This window comes from Paenibacillus sp. Y568 (genome assembly GCF_059445545.1).
Genome location: NZ_JCAIUM010000008.1, coordinates 39,691 through 58,903, shown reverse-complemented (window position 1 = coordinate 58,903; position 19,213 = coordinate 39,691). Strand labels below are relative to the sequence as shown.

General features: G+C 43.4%; 12 protein-coding genes. All 12 read left to right on the top strand.

The genetic code is table 11. The annotated features are described in order from the left end of the window. The first annotated feature begins 186 nt into the window (after positions 1-186). The 12 genes from AC1D7X_RS12895 (at position 187) to AC1D7X_RS12840 (ending at position 19,179) form a co-directional block, all read left to right on the top strand. On the top strand, positions 187-504 hold the full coding sequence (locus tag AC1D7X_RS12895; RefSeq protein ID WP_495457189.1) for a hypothetical protein: 318 nt from the start codon (positions 187-189) through the stop codon (positions 502-504). A 15-nt stretch (positions 505-519) separates the two neighbouring features. Beyond that, positions 520-768 (top strand): hypothetical protein, encoded by a 249-nt coding sequence (locus AC1D7X_RS12890; RefSeq protein ID WP_495457188.1) that lies wholly within the window; start codon positions 520-522, stop codon positions 766-768. Between the two features lie 144 nt (positions 769-912). Continuing rightward, positions 913-2,010 (top strand): hypothetical protein, encoded by a 1,098-nt coding sequence (locus AC1D7X_RS12885; protein WP_495457187.1) that lies wholly within the window; start codon positions 913-915, stop codon positions 2,008-2,010. A gap of 267 nt (positions 2,011-2,277) precedes the next feature. Continuing rightward, positions 2,278-4,107, top strand: coding sequence for a sensor histidine kinase (locus AC1D7X_RS12880; RefSeq protein ID WP_495457186.1), 1,830 nt, complete (start codon positions 2,278-2,280; stop codon positions 4,105-4,107). Next, the gene (locus AC1D7X_RS12875) at positions 4,100-5,614 is read left to right on the top strand and encodes a response regulator (protein ID WP_495457185.1); all 1,515 of its coding nucleotides are present in this window, start codon (positions 4,100-4,102) and stop codon (positions 5,612-5,614) included. Before AC1D7X_RS12880 ends, AC1D7X_RS12875 begins: the two co-directional genes overlap by 8 nt. Positions 5,615-5,809: 195 nt before the next feature. Then, on the top strand, positions 5,810-7,282 hold the full coding sequence (locus AC1D7X_RS12870; RefSeq protein ID WP_495475373.1) for an ABC transporter substrate-binding protein: 1,473 nt from the start codon (positions 5,810-5,812) through the stop codon (positions 7,280-7,282). Positions 7,283-7,382: 100 nt separating this feature from the next. Further along, positions 7,383-8,315, top strand: a complete 933-nt coding sequence (locus AC1D7X_RS12865) for an ABC transporter permease (RefSeq protein WP_495457183.1) — start codon at positions 7,383-7,385, stop codon at positions 8,313-8,315. 23 nt (positions 8,316-8,338) lie between these two features. Then, the gene (locus AC1D7X_RS12860; protein ID WP_495457182.1) at positions 8,339-9,256 is read left to right on the top strand and encodes a carbohydrate ABC transporter permease; all 918 of its coding nucleotides are present in this window, start codon (positions 8,339-8,341) and stop codon (positions 9,254-9,256) included. A 28-nt stretch (positions 9,257-9,284) separates the two neighbouring features. Continuing rightward, entirely contained in the window at positions 9,285-11,585 is a 2,301-nt protein-coding gene (locus tag AC1D7X_RS12855; RefSeq protein WP_495475372.1) for a glycoside hydrolase family 3 N-terminal domain-containing protein, read from the top strand. Between the two features lies 1 nt (position 11,586). After that, positions 11,587-14,724, top strand: coding sequence for an alpha-mannosidase (locus tag AC1D7X_RS12850; protein ID WP_495475371.1), 3,138 nt, complete (start codon positions 11,587-11,589; stop codon positions 14,722-14,724). A gap of 13 nt (positions 14,725-14,737) precedes the next feature. Next, a complete protein-coding gene (locus tag AC1D7X_RS12845; protein ID WP_495475370.1) occupies positions 14,738-16,057 on the top strand; it encodes a glycoside hydrolase family 125 protein in 1,320 nt (439 codons plus the stop codon). After that, positions 16,054-19,179, top strand: a complete 3,126-nt coding sequence (locus AC1D7X_RS12840) for a beta-galactosidase (RefSeq protein ID WP_495475369.1) — start codon at positions 16,054-16,056, stop codon at positions 19,177-19,179. The genes AC1D7X_RS12845 and AC1D7X_RS12840 overlap by 4 nt, the downstream gene beginning before the upstream one ends. Positions 19,180-19,213 lie beyond the last annotated feature (34 nt).

Sequence of the window (19,213 nt, the reverse complement as noted above, 5' to 3'; positions counted from 1 at the left end):
TCAGGCATTCTTCGTCTTCGTTCCTTGGAAATGTAATTAAATGGAATTTTGGGAGACATAGATTAAGATGGAAACAAACCAGAGCCTTCGGGTCGCTATCCAAAAATCTGTACAATTTCTAGAATCTGCTCCGAATATGGAGTTAGATCGTTGCGAGCACAGCCGTGAAAAATGGGACGGTGCTTGATGACATATGGCTGTGATGTGGACAAGGAGATGCCTTGGATTCGCAAATGGTTCTTACAGCATCAACAGTCTGATGGAGGATTAAACTGCGATCCGGAAGCTTATATACATTCTAATAAAAGCTCTATTGTTTCAACTCTACCTCCACTAGAGGCTATTCTGTGGTATACAAACCGCGATTTCACGGAGCAGGAAGCGATCTTCTTGGATGAAGGTGCACGTTATTTGATTGAACATCGTCTCGTATGTTCTAAACAAACGGGGCATATCATCGATACGGAATGGCTGAAACCTTGTTTTCCAAGGTTTTTTGAATAGGATATATTGCGTGGCATGTCCTTCTTAGCAGTATGGTCACGACGCAGAGACAAACCGCTGCCAGTTGATCTACTTCTAGAAGGCGTGCAACTGCTAGACAGCTATATCGAAGCAGGAACTTTACGAATCGGTAGGCAAGTATCCGATCCACAAGGTCCATGGGGCGGAAATACCTTTGACCTTCTAGAAGAAGTATCCGTAATCGGTGATGTTTCACCTTATCTAACCAAGCAACTAACTAGTATTGTAGAGGAATTAAAGTAAGACGCGATAGCGAGCGACAACAATGCTGATGAGCGATGATGGATGAAGAAGGACTTTCCAACCTACATGTGGAATCATTCTTAAAGGGATCATTACTCTAATTGTTCACTAACTGAACATCAGGATAGGCTGGGGATCATAAGGATGCAAGAATTCGTATTGTCTGATGGAGAAATTGTAAGACTGAAGCATTATATTAATCGCAAACATCAAAGTCTTGATCCGAAGAGACGAGCATCTGTATTTGCGGATGCAGCGCACCGAATTATTGAAAGCCGCTTACCTTCTTTTCCAGAAGAGGTGAAGAAGAGGCTGTGTTACGAGCTTCTTAGCAAGTTTAAAGAATCTCTTATTATTCAGGCAGATGATGTTCTTCAACATTGTATGTCTCTCGATTTGAGCAAAGATGAGCTGATATCCTCTTTAGCTGAATGGGCTTGTGCCAGATCCACATTAGAATTACAGGAAGAAGTGGTTCGAGACATCCTTCTTCAATGGTCACAGGAAGAACTCACTACAGTCTCACTTCAAGCATTGGAGAGAGAATGGGAGCAACAGAACCTGAACAGCCACATGGAAATCGCCGTTTCCGTTGTTAATGAACCGGTTGTTCCCTATTGGAAGAAAGCAAGGCTCAATCGGAAGGTATCTATTGCGAGTCTGTCTCTAATTGTGGTTATTCTAGGTATAATGTTGATATTATCATTAGAGCAGCGGTCTTCTACATCTATATCTACTGAAGTTCCTATAAATAACCAAGTGATTCGTGACCTGAAACCGGTCGATGGAATACCTAAGGAGCTCAAATACGTTTCAATAGATAAGAAACGATTGAATCATTATTTGAAGGGGAAGAACTCCATTTTAGCTGAGGAACCGTACATGTCTGAGATTGTGAAAGCTGCACAGAAATATGATATTCATCCGCTTTTATTGTTTGCCATTACAGGGCAAGAGCAGGGATTCGTTTCAAAAAATCATAAAAAAGTAAAAGAGATAGCGAATAATCCTTTTAATGTATTTGGAAGTTGGGAGAGTTACAATACAACGATTGCATCTTCAGCTAATATCGCAGCGAAGACTGTAGCTAATATTAGCAATAGGCGTCCAGGAACAAGCCACCCGATTCAATGGCTAAACCAAACCTATGCGGAGGATCCAAATTGGTGGAAGGGTGTTACATGGTTCTTCAATGAGATAAAGCAAGAGGTTGAAGATGAACCTTTTAACTGGCCTCAGTAGAATTCTTATGAGGACTCTTCTCGTATGAGCTTGAAGTTTATATGTATGATAACGGAAAGTTACATAATGAAAAGCAGCTTTCTCCTTGAGTGGGAAAGCTGCTTTTCTATTATTATTTCCATACGTTAGACAGTGAAAATGAGTTCATGATATTTTGGACTTAACATTTTTTATCGGAGGGCTTTTTTTACTCTTTGCTAAATGTTGATTCGATATGCTGGAAACATTGTTATAATTAACCGAAAAGACAACATGGGAGGCATAGTGATGGTCAGGAGACTTTACGGAAATTATTTTAAAAACAATGTGTTCTTGAAAATGATTCTGCTCTACTCGGGTATTACGATTATTACAATCATTACCTTCTCTTATTTAATGTTTCACTCCATGTCCCAATCGGTCGTTGGGAAAGAACTAGACATCCAGAAGAATGCGATGGAGAGTGTGAGTAATTACTTGGATGCTAAGTATGTTGCGGTAAAAGACATGACGCTTGCGATGTACCGGAATGAGACATTATCAGGGAATCTATCTTATTTCTTAACACATCCGTTTCAAGATTATGCCCAGCATAAATTGGATCAATATTATTACAATAATGCTGATAAATCGACCGATGTCCTGGAATTTTTAAAAGATCAGCTTGATAATGATGAGGATATACGGAACTTAATGCTGTATAGTGCGGATCAGCAGAATCTGTTCACCTTTGATCAGAATAAACACTTCAAAGCGATCTCTACCAATGCTGCTAACTCTTACATCCCTGATGTCATGGCTTTGGAAAATAAACATATTTCCCGACCTAACGTTTGGGTTCGCACAGCGATCAACCAGTGGGATTCGCATTTGTACTCGGTTCGGATACCGCTTAATGACAAAATAACGTTAAAAAATATCGGTCAACTATTGATTTATTATGACGCTGATCACATTTCAAATGTACTATCCAGTTATAAAGATAAATTAAAAGGGGATATTGCCGTCATATCTCCGGATGGAGGGGTAATGTATGATTCATCCTCCCAATATTATGAAGGGGGTTACCCCTATGCAGATCAGAGTTCATTTCTCTATAGTGACAAAAGCACTAAACTCGCGGATGAGGGCATGTATATTAACAAGCTAATTTCGAACGAGGGTGGATATATGGTCGTTGGTGTAGCACCTAAGGATGTCATTGCACAGTCTTATACGGGCCTCCGTAATACGATTATGTTGATCAGCGCGATCTGTATCATCATCTCTATTGTTATTCCCTCGCTATTCGTTGCTAATTACGCTAAGCGGACAAATAGAATTATACGGTTCACAAGGAAAGTGAAAAATGGTGAATTGGAGGCTCGAATTGAGGACAAGCGTGAGGACGAACTCGGGCAAATATCGAAGAGTTTCAACAACATGATGGATGACCTCAATCTCTACATCGATAGGGTATATAAAGCGGAAATTAAGCAGAAGCATACAGAGCTAGCAGCTTTACAAGCAAGGATTAACCCCCATTTTCTATATAATACGCTTGAGGTTATCCGTATGCGAGCGATCTCTCAGGGTGCCAGTGATGTGAGCGAAATGATCTACATCCTATCCGTGTTGTTCAAAGGTCTTGTACAGCAGAAGGAGATTCACTTATTCACAGATGAACTGGAGGCATGTCGTCTTTATCTTGAACTGTTTCGGATTCGATATAAGGATAAGTTCTCCTACCAGATCGAAATCGAGCCGATGCATTCCTTAAAAGTCGTTATGAAGATGTCACTGCAACCGCTAATTGAGAATTACATCGTACATGGAATAAGAACGGAACGGACGGATAACCATCTATCGATTCGAGTGTTACAGGAGATAGGATTCATAGAGGTCATTATTGAGGATAACGGACGAGGAATTGATCCGGTAAGACTAACACAAATAAAAGATTCTCTGGACAAGCCGGAAGAAGAAGGTGGATCGTTCGGATTACGTAGTGTACATACTCGACTGAAGTTATTATATGGTCCGTCTTATGGGCTTGATATACAGAGTGAATTAGACAACGGGACGACGGTAATCGTAAGGTTTCCCGATATTGAAGTGGAGGGGAATCAGTATGTATAAAGTACTTATTGTTGATGATGAGCCGTTTATCCTTGAAGGATTGTACAATATCATTCATTGGGCGGATTTCGGAATGGAAATTGTGGGGCATGCAGAGAATGGGCAGCTAGCCATGGATATTCTGAGACATACGACTGTAGATCTGCTAATTTCAGATATCTCTATGCCGGTCATGAATGGGCTTCAGTTGATCAGTAGTGCTCGGGAGATTCAACCTAATCTATTAGCAATCATTCTTAGTGGGTTCAGTGAATTCAATTATTTGAAGGAAGCTATGAAGCTTGGAATTGAGAATTACCTATTAAAGCCCATAAACATTGAAGAGTTAAAGTCTACACTGCGAGGTATGGTAGAGAAGTTGAATCTTTTACTTGTGGAACAATGGTTTGATAGTAAGGGTGTGCAAATCGTAAAAGATAATATATTGCATCGCTGGTTGAAGGGTCAAATGGCTACGACGGAGTTCAATGAGCGGGCAGACCTTCTTGGGATTCAGCTTAAACGGCCTTTGGCTTCCGTATCCATTGTACGGAGTGAGAAGGCAGGCGATGAAGTATTCGACCTGATTACGAAGCTTTTTGATAACGATGATTCATTCACACCATTTCGTGATATGGATGGGGACATCGTTATTCTTTCCACGATGGAGGTATTGGAAGAAAAGAGGTTGAAAGAAAACTTAGAAGATATACATGAACGTATTACTGCGTTCAGTCCAGTTCGTATCTCTATGGGAAGTGTAGGATTTTTAATTCAGCATGCTCCTAAAAGTTATGTTGAAGCCAAAAAAGCAATGGAGTATTTCCTCATCTGCCCCCAACAGGCGATTATGGAATATAGTGAGCTTCCACTATGTGAAGGACCACTCAAATCGGTATTTCCTATAGACTGGTCGGAATATGTCAAGCTTATATTAGCGAAAGAGACGGAAAGCCTGGAAGAGAAAATAGGGAATGATTTTAAAGAGATCCAGAGACTAGAGGGAATGACACCAAGCCATCTACAGGATATCGCTCTTGAACTGATCGTCCGATTCAAAATGCAATTAAAGGAAATGAATCACAAGGAAGAAGCTGAACCATTCACTTTGGCTTTTACGACGGTTAGGGAAGCGGATACAGGAACTGACCTGATCAAGGCGATCCAAGAGGTGGCAGTTTCCGTTATCGATGCATTGGTTAGAGATGTAAAGAATCCGGTTGTTCAGCAGGTGCTGAAGTATATTCATGAGAACTATGCTGGAGAGTTCTCCCTCAAGACATTAGGAGCAGCTTACAATATCCATCCCGTGTATTTGGGACAGTTATTCCATAAGGAGACGAACGAGACGTTCACCGGATACATTAATAAATATCGTGTAGAAAAGGCCAAGGAGCAACTTAAAACAACTCATTTAAAAGTCCATGAAATAGCTGCAAACGTAGGTTATTTAGAAAGCGGATACTTTTATAAACAGTTTAAAAAGTATGTTGGCATTTCTCCGATTGAATATAAAGGGCTACTCTAGTATTTTTATTTTCTTTAATTTCTACACCATTTATTAAGTTTATCCTCTATTTGAAAGTGCTTACATGAACTAAAGTGAAGATAGCCGTTAAACAAAGTATGACAGACGAACAGAGTGTATAAAGACTAGCGAACTTACTGTAATGGCAACGGATTAATTGTTAAGAAACACTACAGAACAGAGGGGAACTATAAGATGAAGAAGAAAAAGAGCTTTACGATTATGCTTGCCACGTTGATGGCATGTACACTGACGCTTAGCGCATGTGGAGGAAATAAAGACAATAGTTCTAGTAACAGTGGAAGTACTGAGAAGCCTGTTGAACTGATCTGGTATACCATTGGTGCACCACAGAAGGATACAGACCTTGTTATCGCCGAAGTGAATAAATATACGAAGGAAAAAATAAACGCTACCGTGAAGATGAAAATGATCGACTACGGTGACTATTCTCAAAAAATGCAGGTAATGGCTGCATCTGGCGAGCCGATGGACATTTTATTCACCTGTGCATGGGCCTTCGATTATGTACAGAATGCTAGAAAAGGTGCATTTACTCCAATTGATGATTTATTGACTAAAGAAGGTAAAGGAATTATCGAAACACTGGATCCAGCATTCCTTGAAGGTTCCAAAGTGGATGGTAAGAACTATGGCGTTCCGGCCAACAAAGAACTACCAGCATTGGAAGTATGGCGTTTCAACAAGGAACTCTTAGATAAATATAACCTTGATATCAGCGGCGTTAAATCCTTAGAGAGTGCAGAGCCACTTCTCAAAACGATCAAAGAAAATGAGCCTAACGTTACGCCATTTGCTATTAACAAGGATTACGTACCATTGATGCCTTTCGATTACCTAATTGAGAAAATGCCTATGGCAGTAAAACTGGATACAAAAGACTATAAAGTTATAAACATGTTGGAAACCCCGGAATTGAAAGCTAGCCTTGCTACGATGCATAAGTACTATAAAGCAGGATATATTTCACCAGAAGCAGCTACAACGACTTCAACAGATGATCTGATCAAGACTGGGAATTGGTTCACGGATCGTGCTGCTACTCAGCCTCTTGCAGATAACCAATGGTCAGCCAGCTATGGCTATCCTGTTGTATCTACTCCAGCGGGAGATTCTATCGTGTATAACTGGTCCGTAATGGGTTCCATGCAGGCAATCTCAGCTAACTCGAAATATCCTGAGAAAGCTATGGAGTTCCTGAATCTAATAAATACGGATAAGTATCTACGTAATCTGTTGGATTCCGGAATCGAGAATGTTCATTATGAAAAAATTGACGATAATATGATGAAGAATTTAGCGGAATCTAAAAACTATGATATCCCAACATTCTCAATTGGTAACGTTCTCCTTACGTATTTAAACGAAGGTGACCCTGAAAATAAATGGGATGAATTCAAAAAGTTTAATGATGCAGGTAAAAATGCACCGTTGCTAGGGTTTAACTTTGACACTTCCAAGATCACAAATGAAGTCGCAGCTGTGATGAACGTCAAAGAAGAGTTCTGGTCCTCGCTAATGACAGGTACCGTTGATCCAGATGTATATTTACCGAAAGCGCTAGAGAAATTCAAAGCTGCCGGATTGGACAAAATTATGGTTGAAGCACAAACACAAGTTGACGCATGGGTAGCATCTAAGAAGTAGTAAGCACAGGAAGTTTGAATCTGAAAGAACCGGGTGCTTTCTAACGTATACCCGGTTCTTTTTTTTCTTGTTCGTTATAACTCAAGTGGGAGGGATATGTATGATCGGTGGATTTCTAAAGAACCTTGTCAAGAATAAAATCATGCTGCTTATGGTATTGCCCGGCACATTATGGTTCCTCTTCTTTGCCTATCTACCAATGCTAGGAACGATTATTGCATTTAAACAGTATCGTTACAGTAGAGACGGATTCTTGGCTAGTATTATTGAAAGCAAGTGGGTGGGATTTGATAACTTTAAATTTCTATTCAGTACGAATGATGCTTATATCATTACACGAAATACGTTACTGTATAATGTTGCATTTATTACGCTAGGTCTGATCTTGTCCGTTATTCTTGCTGTGGTATTGTCTGAAATTGCAAATAAAAAGCTCGCTAAACTGTATCAAACAGGGATGTTCTTACCTTACTTCTTATCATGGGTTGTAGTCGGGTATTTCGCATTTAGCTTTCTGAGTATGGACCGGGGGATGCTGAACCAAATTACAGGATGGTTTGGGATGGATCCGATTCAATGGTACTCTGATCCGAAATATTGGCCTTATTTCCTAGTTCTTATCTTTCTATGGAAGGCTGTTGGTTACAATAGCGTCGTCTATTTAGCAGCCATAATGGGGATTGATAGATCACTTTATGAAGCTGCCATGATTGATGGAGCCAGTAAGTGGCAACAGATCCGTAGTATAACGATCCCTATGTTGAAGCCGATCATTACGATCATGACGTTGCTTGCTATCGGGAAAATATTCTATGCCGATTTCGGATTGTTTTATCAAGTTCCACGAAATTCAGGTACGTTGTATAGCGTTACTAACGTCATTGATACCTATGTATATCGTGGGCTTAAAACGACGGGTGAAATCGGTATGAGTACGGCTGCTGGATTGTATCAATCTCTTGTTGGTTTCATTCTTGTTATGACTTCGAACTATATAGTACGTAAAGTGGATAAAGATAGCGCCTTATTCTAGAACCTATGGAGGGAGTGAGTCCTGTGTCAAAAAGAAAATCAAAAGAAAAAGATATCCATCGCCTTCGAGGTTCATGGAATGTAGTGTTTAATTTAATCGCCGGTATTTTTGCTTTCCTCTGTATATTTCCTTTTCTGTTCGTTGTCATCATTTCCTTTACAGATGAGGGGGCACTGGCACGTGATGGCTATCAATTGATTCCATCTCAGTGGAGTCTGGAGGGTTATCGGTACGTATTCCAGAATGGAGAAGCACTGTTGAATTCTTACTTCGTGACCATTTCGGTCACCGTCGTTGGAACCCTATTGAGTCTCTTTATCACTGCGTTGTATGCCTATGCTATTTCGAGAAAAAGCTTCAAGTATCGTAATTTTTTCGCTTTTCTAGCATTCTTCACGATGTTATTCAATGGTGGTTTAGTTCCTACTTACATTGTCGTTACACAATTAATGGGACTGAAAGATTCATTCTGGGCACTGGTTCTTCCTCTTGCTCTAAATGCATTCTACATTATGATTCTACGAACCTTCTATACGACAAGTGTACCGGATGCCCTCATTGAAGCGGGTAAAATTGATGGGGCGGGAGAATTCCGAATATTCTTAACAGTTGTACTACCACTTTCCCTACCAGGTCTTGCGACAATTGGTTTGTTCAGTACACTTGGTTATTGGAATGATTGGTTCAATGCTTTGTTATACATCGACAACCCAAATCTAGTACCGCTGCAGTCGATGCTAATGCGGATCGAAACGAGTATGCAGTTCATTCTTCAGAATTCACAGAATAGCTCATTAAGTTTAGGGGCTATGCAAAATATGCCTCAAGATACTTCACGCATGGCGATGGTTGTGCTTGCGACTGGACCCATTATTTTCGCATATCCTTTCTTTCAACGTTATTTCATTCAAGGTCTGACTATCGGTGCTGTAAAAGAATAAAGTCATATATAGAGAAGAGAGTGGAGCTATGATCTATCAAGATAGAAGTATGCCAACTGAAGATCGGGTAGAGCATCTGCTCGGTCTTATGACTGTAGAAGAAAAAGTGGGCCAGCTCATTCAGCCTTTCGGTTGGCAGACTTATGAACATAGTGAAGGGGAAGTTGTTCTCACTGAGTCTTTTAAAGCTCAAGTGGAGAATGGAGGTGTAGGTTCGCTGTACGGTGTACTACGCGCTGATCCATGGACAGGTGTTACGCTTGAATCAGGGCTTTCTCCGAGAGAAGGCGCTGAGGCTGTCAATGCGATCCAGAAGTATGCTATAGAGCATTCGCGCCTCGGTATTCCCATTCTAATTGGTGAAGAATGCTCACATGGACACATGGCCATTGGAGCAACTGTATTTCCAGTACCCTTATCAATCGGCAGTACATGGAACGTGGATTTATACCGTGAAATGTGCAGAGCTGTCGCTAGGGAGACAAGGAGCCAAGGAGGTGCGGTAACTTATTCTCCAGTGCTTGATGTGGTCCGCGATCCAAGATGGGGACGAACGGAAGAATGCTTCGGAGAAGATCCGTATTTGATCAGTCAGTTCGCTGTTGCCTCCGTAGAGGGACATCAGGGTGAACGTCTGGATAGCGAAGACAGTGTGGTAGCGACGTTGAAACACTTCGTTGCTTATGGTAGTTCAGAAGGTGGAAGAAATGCGGGCCCTGTTCATATGGGACTTCGAGAGTTACTTGAGGTAGACATGTTACCTTTTAAGAAGGCTGTCGAAGCGGGTGCTATCTCCATTATGCCTGCTTACAATGAAATTGATGGTATTCCTTGTACGGTGAATACGGAATTACTTGAGTCGATTCTCCGCTCAGAATGGGGATTTGAAGGAATGCTAATTACCGATTGCGGTGCAATAGATATGTTGGCATCTGGACATGATACGGCGGAGGATGGAATGGATGCGGCAATACGGGCGATTTCAGCCGGGATTGACATGGAAATGTCGGGTGAAATGTTTGGTCGCTATTTAGTAGAGGCTGTTCATCAGAACAAACTTGATTCAGTGGTGTTGGATCAGGCTGTACGGCGGGTACTCACATTGAAATTCAAGTTGGGTCTGTTTGAACAACCCTATGCCGATCCGGACAAAGCTGCGAAGGTCATCGGTAGCGAGGAGCATATCAAGCTTGCGCGGCAGACAGCTTCAGAAGCCATCATTCTACTGAAGAATGAAGCGAATACATTACCATTATCTAAGTCCATCGGTAAGATTGCTGTGATCGGCCCGAACGCCGATCAGGGATATAATCAACTGGGTGATTATACATCGCCACAGCTGCGATCCAAAGTAGTTACTGTACTGCGAGGCATTAGTAACCATTTGCATAATGACCCTGAACGTCTCTTATACGCCCCGGGTTGCCAGATTAAAGGTGACTCCAAAGAAGGGTTCGAATATGCACTAACTTGTGCAGCGCAGGCCGACACCGTTGTCATGGTGGTCGGCGGATCGAGCGCTCGCGACTTTGGTGAAGGAAGCATCGACTTAAAGACGGGCGCGTCCAAGGTGACGGAGCATTCTTGGAGCGATATGGAATGCGGTGAAGGGATTGACCGGATGACCCTCGAACTTGCAGGAGTACAGCTAGAATTAATTCAGGAAATTTATAGACTGGGTAAACCCGTTGTTATTATCTATATTAATGGCAGACCGATTGCTGAGCCCTGGGTAGACGATCATGCCCACGCTATTCTGGAGGCGTGGTATCCAGGGCAGGAAGGTGGAAATGCCATTGCTGACATTTTGTTTGGTGAGGTGAATCCATCGGGTAGGCTCACGATATCTATTCCAAAACATGTAGGACAGCTTCCCGTTTATTATAACGGCAAGCGTTCACGCGGCAAGAGGTATCTAGAAGCAGATTCGCAGCCTAGGTATCCGTTCGGTTATGGTCTAAGTTATACGGAATTCTGCTATTCAAATTTAACAATAACAGCGGATACAATGACCCCGACAGGAAGCGTATCCGTTGCCATTGAATTGACGAATACAGGCCAGGTTGAAGGTTCAGAAGTTGTTCAGTTGTATATTACGGATGTCGTCAGTACAGTTACAAGACCAGCGAAAGAACTGAAGGACTTCTGTAAGGTTTCTCTGAAGCCTGGTGAGACCCGGAGGGTAGAATTTACTATTTCTGCAGAGCAATTAGAATGTATAGGAATGGATTATAAGCCTGTTGTTGAAGAAGGGTTGTTTCGGATTCATGTAGGTAGGCATGTCAATGACACACTAAGCACGGATCTAATGGTTAGGGAGGTTCGATAATATGGAACGTATTACACGATTTATTCGCGAATTGTCCGAGCATCAATGGCTCGAACAATCGGAACTCAATGACTGGGAGATTACTCGGACGACCTATAAACTGCCAGGGGAGTATGAAGATCGTGCACTGTACCCTGAGGGAAATGGATTGGCCCATTTTCCGAGTGTGCAGGGGACGACGTACTTCTTCAGACAAGTTGTTGAGCTATCAGAAGACTGGATGAATGGCAAAGCGGGCTTGTTGTTTGAATCGGGTGGAGAAGGTTTGCTCCGGATAAATGGATTGTCGCGTCATGGACTAGATCGGAATCATACGTATGTGACGTTAAATCCGATATTAGAGCATCTAGAAACCAACGTCAGAACCCTAGCATTGGAAATTGAATTATATGATCCAATCCCTGAACCAGTAGATCCTCTTAACCAGCAGGCTGTTATTCAACCGCCGATTCGCTCGGTACGTAGTTTGATTGTATTGCCCAATCATCCTGTTCAAAGCCTGATGCATACGGTAACAGTGATCCGAGCATCTAGCATTCTTTTGCCAGATCAGGATTTCCGTCGTAATCGACTGATCCAAACGTTGTATGAAGCGATGGATACATTTGTTGCAATGGACGAGAAGGAAATACGGGAAGGCAGTACAATCATCTTATTAGAAGAGAAATTGAAACGACGTGTAAACGAGATTGGTGGAAATGCCGAAGGGATTCAGCATATGGTTGGGCAGTCGCATATTGATATTGCCTGGTTGTGGCCGGTTCGAGAGACGGTCCGCAAGACCAGTCGTACGTTCTCCACCATTGATGCGTTGATGAACGAATATCCTGATTTCAAGTATGCACAGAGCCAGCCACTGCTCTTTTCTTTTCTCAAAGAGAACGACCCGGAACTTTATGGACGGGTCAAAGCAAGAATTGCTGAGGGGCGCTGGGAACTCGTTGGTGGGATGTGGGTCGAGCCGGACCTGAATATACCAAGTGGTGAATCACTTATGCGACAGATGCTCTATGGACAGCTTTTTTACAAAGAAGAATTCGGGATGACTTCTGATATTGAGTGGCTTCCGGATACGTTCGGATACTGTGCTTCACTGCCTCAAATCTTGAAGCATGGTGGTGTGAACTATTTCATGACCACGAAACTTGGTTGGAACGACACCAACGTATTTCCTTATGATCTGTTCCATTGGGTTGGGATCGATGGAACACCGATGCTTTCATATCTCAATCATGGTGTGAACGAGAATACGATGCCTAAGGATATCCATGATCATTGGCAGTCCTATAGGCAAAAAGACAACCATGCTGAACAAATGTTATTGTACGGACACGGTGATGGGGGCGGTGGTGTCACGCGCGAAATGCTTGAATATATAGAGCGTGGTGAGCTGATGGTTGGCCAACCGGAGGTCCGATATAGCACTGCCGCAGATTTCTTCGGCGCAATAACAGAGCAGGATCCAACGTTGCCAGAGTGGCGGGGAGACCTGTACTTGGAGCTTCACCGTGGAACCTACACGACGCACGGACGGAACAAGAGAAGCAATCGCAAGGCTGAAATATTGTATCGTGAAGGAGAACTTTGGAGTGCGTTGGCGGCACCATTGCTGACACAGGCAGAAGAACGTGAAGTCCGGGGTAGCCTTCACGAGGGATGGAAACTAATTTTACTGAATCAATTTCATGATATTATACCAGGCTCTGCGATTACGGAAGCCTACGAAACATCTGAGAAAGAATATACGCAAATTTTCGAAAAAGGAAATAGTGGTCTTCAGTATGGACTGAATAAACTTGTTGCTGATATAACAACGGAAGGAACAGGTACCCCATATCTAATCTTCAATAGCTTGGGTTGGAAAAGGGATTCTATTGTTGAGAGCGACATAACAAGGGGTACAGCGTGTGCTGCGTTCTATGATGATGAAGGTATACGTCTGGATACCGATAGGATACGAGGAGAGAATGGAGACAACGATAAATGGTCCGTTCGAGTATCTGGTATTCCGGCATTTGGATATAAGATAGTATGGCTTAGATATGAAGAAATGAATGTCTCGCCCGAAGCTACGGATCGACCCAATATGCTTGCAGATCAATGGGAGACAGCATTCTACAGCGTTCGGTTTAACGCTAATGGGGAAATAGTAAGCTTGTACGACAAGAAGGCCCAGAGGGAAATCGTGAAGACCGGTGAACTGGCCAATCGTTTTCATTTCTACCATGACCGACCTACACTGTGGGATGCTTGGGATATCGACGCACGATATGAAGAACAGCGAGCAGGCGAAGCGGTGCTGCTTGAGAAGAAGCTGATTATGGCCGGAAGTACACAAGATATTCTCAGGTTCCGCTGGCAGTTGCATCAATCGGAAATCACGCAAGATATCGTATTTTACCATCATGATGCTCGCATTGACTTTAAGACGCATGTACGTTGGAATGAATCACATAAGCTACTCAAGGTAGGCTTCCCAGTTGATATTGTGACGGAGAAAGCGACGTATGAGATTCCTTTTGGTGCGCTAGAACGACCAACGCACCGCAACACGAGCTGGGAGCAGGCGCAGTATGAAGTTTGTGGGCACCGCTTCGCTGACGTGTCGGAGAGAGGATATGGTGTCAGTCTGTTGAATGATTGTAAGTATGGTTATGATGTTCAAGGCAGTACCCTTCGCTTGTCACTATTACGGGCACCTAAGTGGCCCGATATAACCGCTGATTTGGGTGAACATGATTTCACTTACTCTCTATATCCGCATGCTGGAGATTGGCGAACTGCCCAGACGGTAAGGAAAGCAGCCGAACTTAATCACTCGATGCCTGTTGTTGTAAGCGAACAAAGGAAGGGAACGCTACCGTCTTGCTTATCGTTCATTCCTTTCAAGAGTCAAGAAGTGTTATTGGATACCATTAAACCAGCAGAAGATGGCGATGGTGTCATTCTTCGGTTCTATGAATCTTCTGGTGGACGCGAGAATGTATCTCTAAGTTGGCCTTATGCGCTTACGAATGTTTATGTATCGAATGCCCTTGAGGAACAATTTGAAGAACTGGAAATGATCGAGGGAACGATAGAACTTCAATTTTCCCCATATGAAATTAAGACTTTAAAATTAATCCCTAACTTATCATAAAGGAGTGACTATCATGGAACAATTCAGACTTCCAACGATCTCTATGCCGAAGATGGCACTTCCACCGGCTATTCAAGACGTATTGAACGAAGCAGAGGAGAAGCTCGCTCATCGTCCGAAACTGTTACAGCTGTTCAAGAACTGTTTCCCGAATACATTAGAGACAACTACCAAACTCATGGATGACGGAACAACCTTTGTAATTACTGGAGATATCCCAGCTTCTTGGCTTCGTGACTCTGTGGAGCAGGTCATGCACTACATCCCTTTTACCAAGAACGATGCTGATCTTCAACGTATTATAAGTGGGTTAATCAAACGTCATATTCAATATATTCATATCGACCCATACGCGAATGCTTTTAATGAGACGGCCAATGATTGGCATTGGAGTACGGCAGATATTACGGACATGTCTCCATGGGTATGGGAACGCAAATTTGAGATCGATTCTCTGTGTTTCACTATGCGTTTAGCGCATGCTTATTGGAAAGAGACAGGATTGACCGATATATTCGATGCTGGATTTAAGGCAGCTATGGTTAAGATATTCAACTTGTTTAAAACGGAACAGCGACATTTCGAATTGTCACCTTATCGTTTCACACGTAATAACGGTATTCCAGAAGACTCGCTACGCAACGACGGAATGGGTATGCCTGTCAACTATACCGGCATGGTATGGTCCGGCTTCCGGTCGAGTGATGATGCGTGTGATTTCCATTACAATATTCCAGGAAATATGTTTGCTGTGGTTACATTGCGTCAGATGCAAGAATTCGCAGAATGGGTATTCCGTGATATTGGCTTATTAGACGAGCTTAAAGCGTTGGAAGCGGATATTGATCATGGCATCCAGCTGTATGGGATTTACCGTCATCCGACATTCGGACCCATCTATGCCTACGAAACCGATGGTTTCGGTAATTACTGCTTGATGGATGATGCTGGAACACCGGGACTTATGTCTATTCCTTATCTAGGTTATGTTACGGCAGATGATGAAATCTATCAGAATACGAGACGCTTTGCCTTAAGCAAAGAGAATCCATTTTATTTCGAAGGTACTGCAGCTAAAGGAATCGGTAGTCCGCATACTCCGAAAGGATACATCTGGCATATGGCCTTGTCCATGCAAGGATTAACGGCTTCAACGAAGGAAGAGAAGCTAGAAATGATTGCAATGTTAGAGGCAACAGATGCGGATACTGGATTTATGCATGAAGGTTTCCATGTTGATGATCCGACTATTTTCACTAGAAAATGGTTCGCTTGGTCCAATAGTTTGTTCTCCCAGCTTGTCTACAAGGCGATGAAGGAGGAGCTTCTATGAGTAGACCTATCATCATATTCTACGATTCTGAATTTCCAATGTCGGGTTCAATACCTGATCAAGCTCTTGAATCGATGAGTGAATACGGCACGATTGTGGATGGGGATCACCTTGCAGAAGTACTTCATGGATCTGAAGGTGGTTGTTTCATCAACCTGCACGCCCCATATTTTCCGAAATCTGCATGGCCGGACATCCTTGACTATTTGAAAAGAGGAGGTGGGTTGATTAGCATCGGTGGTGCTCCTTTCAAACATCCGGTTCGTAGAGAAGACGGACAATGGCATGTGGAAGTGGAGCAGACTTCTTATCATCAGGAGCTGTATATCCATGAGGCTCTACGCGTTGAGTGTTCACGCATTGAATCGCTGATTACATCCGATGGCATTCCTTTGCTTAAGGGTCAGGAATCCCTGTTCACGGCGAGTTCCGATACATGGAACCTTGTACCCCATACGACGAAGACAAGCGATCTACCACATCAAATGGGTTCCTCGGGTCCGATGAGCACACGAATTTATCCGCTACTGAAGGGAATTGTGCAAGATGGCAGGGAAATGGCTGCTCCAGTGGTACTGTGGGAGAATACGCTCGGTTTGTTTGGCGGCTCACGATGGTTGTTCGTAAATGTCCCAGTGACGGATTTCTTGTGGGAACAAGAGGGTGTATCCGCGATATCCACATGGATCGAATTCTGTGCCAAGGGCGTTACAGAGATGTGGATTAAGCCCAATTACGGTTCCTATGATTCAGGTGAACGAGCCATGCTGACGCTTCAGATCCAGCAGCTTGAACGGGTGAAGTTGTCTTCGCAGATCGAAGAGGCATGGACGTTTACAATTACGGTAGAGCATGAAGAAGATGCATCCCTGCAATGGATCCACAACTTAGAGATGAAGGCTAATGCTGAATTGAACATGGTTCGTATTCCTGTTCCTCTGGAAATCAGAAGTGGAATGTACTTGATTGAATGCCGAGCAGAAGCTGTGGATGGTGAAGTTCGCATAATGCGTCAAGGGTTCTGGGGGCATGCACCTGAGCTACTAGCTGCAGGGGAACCGGTAACAAGCGGTAGAGATTATTTCATAAAGGATGGGCGTCCGCTTCCAGTCGTAGGCATGACCTATATGACAAGTGATGTAGCACGGAAATTTCTCTTCCTTCCGAACGTCGGGGTATGGGACCGTGATATGGCACAGATGCGTAAGGCGGGGATTAACTGGATTCGTACGGGTATTTGGACGGCCTATCGTAATATAATGCAAGACGATGGCCATGTGTCTGAAGACGTACTACGCGCAATTGATGCATTTATCATGACAGCAAAGAAGCACGATCTTCAAGTGACCTTTACATTCTTCTCTTTCACTCCGGAAACATGGGGTGGGGTGAATCCTTACCTAGACCCACAAAGTGTGGAAGCCCAGAAACGATTCATCCGTTCTATCGTTTCTCGCCATAAAGAGACTTCGAATGTAGACTGGGATTTGATTAATGAACCATCGATGTTTGATCCTGTGCGTATTTTCTCAGATGGTCCGAGTTCATGTCATGACCGCTTTGAACAACAAGCTTTCATAGAATGGCTCCAAGCGAGACATGGCGTGATCGAAGTGCTTCAGGAACGATGGAACATGACACCAGCACAGCTCCCGAGCTTCGCTTCGGCAGAACTTCCAGAATCAAGAGAGATTAACTTCGATGTACAGGATATGCACAATGCGAAGAGGGGAACACGCTGGCTAGATTACTGTTTGTTCTCTATGGATATGCATAACCGCTGGGTGAAACAGTTATCCGATACCATTAAGGAACAATGTCCGGGACATATGGTGACGGTCGGTCAGGATGAAGGGTTAGGTGCGCAACGTCCTTCGCCTTTCTTTTATGAAGAAGCAGTAGATTATACCACGGTGCATTCCTGGTGGTTTAATGATTATCTGATGTGGGATGGCATCTTTGCCAAGACCCCGAATAAGCCAAACCTTATTCAGGAGACCGGTATCATGTACGTCGAAACGCCAGATGGACGGGCTAAACGTTCGGAGCATGAGCTACGTAGTCTACTGGAACGTAAATACGCTTACGCCTTTGGGACTGCAGGTGCTGGAGCTGTGCACTGGATATGGAACACGAATTTCTATATGGATAATGCAAATGAGTCCCACATCGGGGCACTGAGAGCAGATGGAACTGAGAAGCCGGAGGCGAACGTATCTTATGATTTCGGTCAATTTATAGAAAGTATCCGTGATGTGTTTGGTGATCGGAAGTTGGAAGAGATTGCAGCAGTATTCCCTTATTCTAACGATTTCTCAAATCGTAAGTTAGCCTTTGCTGCTACAACGCAACTTACCCGTATTCTGGCTTATGATCTCAAAATGCCCTTCCGAGGGGCTTCCGAATATCATCTAGATGACTTGGAAAAGAATCCAGTGAAACTTATTCTGCTACCGAGCGCGCATAACTTTGACGATGCAGCGATGGAACAGCTGATTCGTATTGTTGAACAGACCGGAGCAGTATTACTTGCCACTGGCCCGCTTAATATAGATGCATATTGGCGTCCATCAGACCGCCTGAGTCATATCCTCGGCAAGCACGAGCAACGAAATGTGCGCCGCGAAGAAGTGCTTGATCTGCAAGGCGAAGCACTACCTGTCTCTTTCGGTCACCGGCGCATTGCTGAGGTGACAAAGGAAGCACCTGTTCACGGATCATTGGATAGCTCCATCGGAGATTCTGTCGTGAACATTCCCCTGGGTAAAGGACGAATCATCTGGAGTCCGCTACCTATTGAACTGAGCGAGCGTAGCGACACTACAGCAACTTTGTACCGCTATGCGATAGAAGCTGCAGGTGTAGAGCGTGAGCTTGATTGGCTTAGCGGAGGCAACTTACCTGGTGTTTACGGGCGCAAGTTGAGCTTCGATACAGGCGCTCTATTCACCTTCGTGTCGGAGTATGCTCTGGACGCGAAGATCGAGGTGAAGGATCCTGCAACCGGTAGAATCTACGAATTTGTGCTGGAACAAGATCGTTCAGTGCTATTTGCAACGAATAAGGCCGGTGATCTGATAGGCGTATATCGCCCGTTGGAAGTTGAGATCATCGTAACTTAAAAATCTCAGTGTCTATGTTAAGTAACTGTGTATG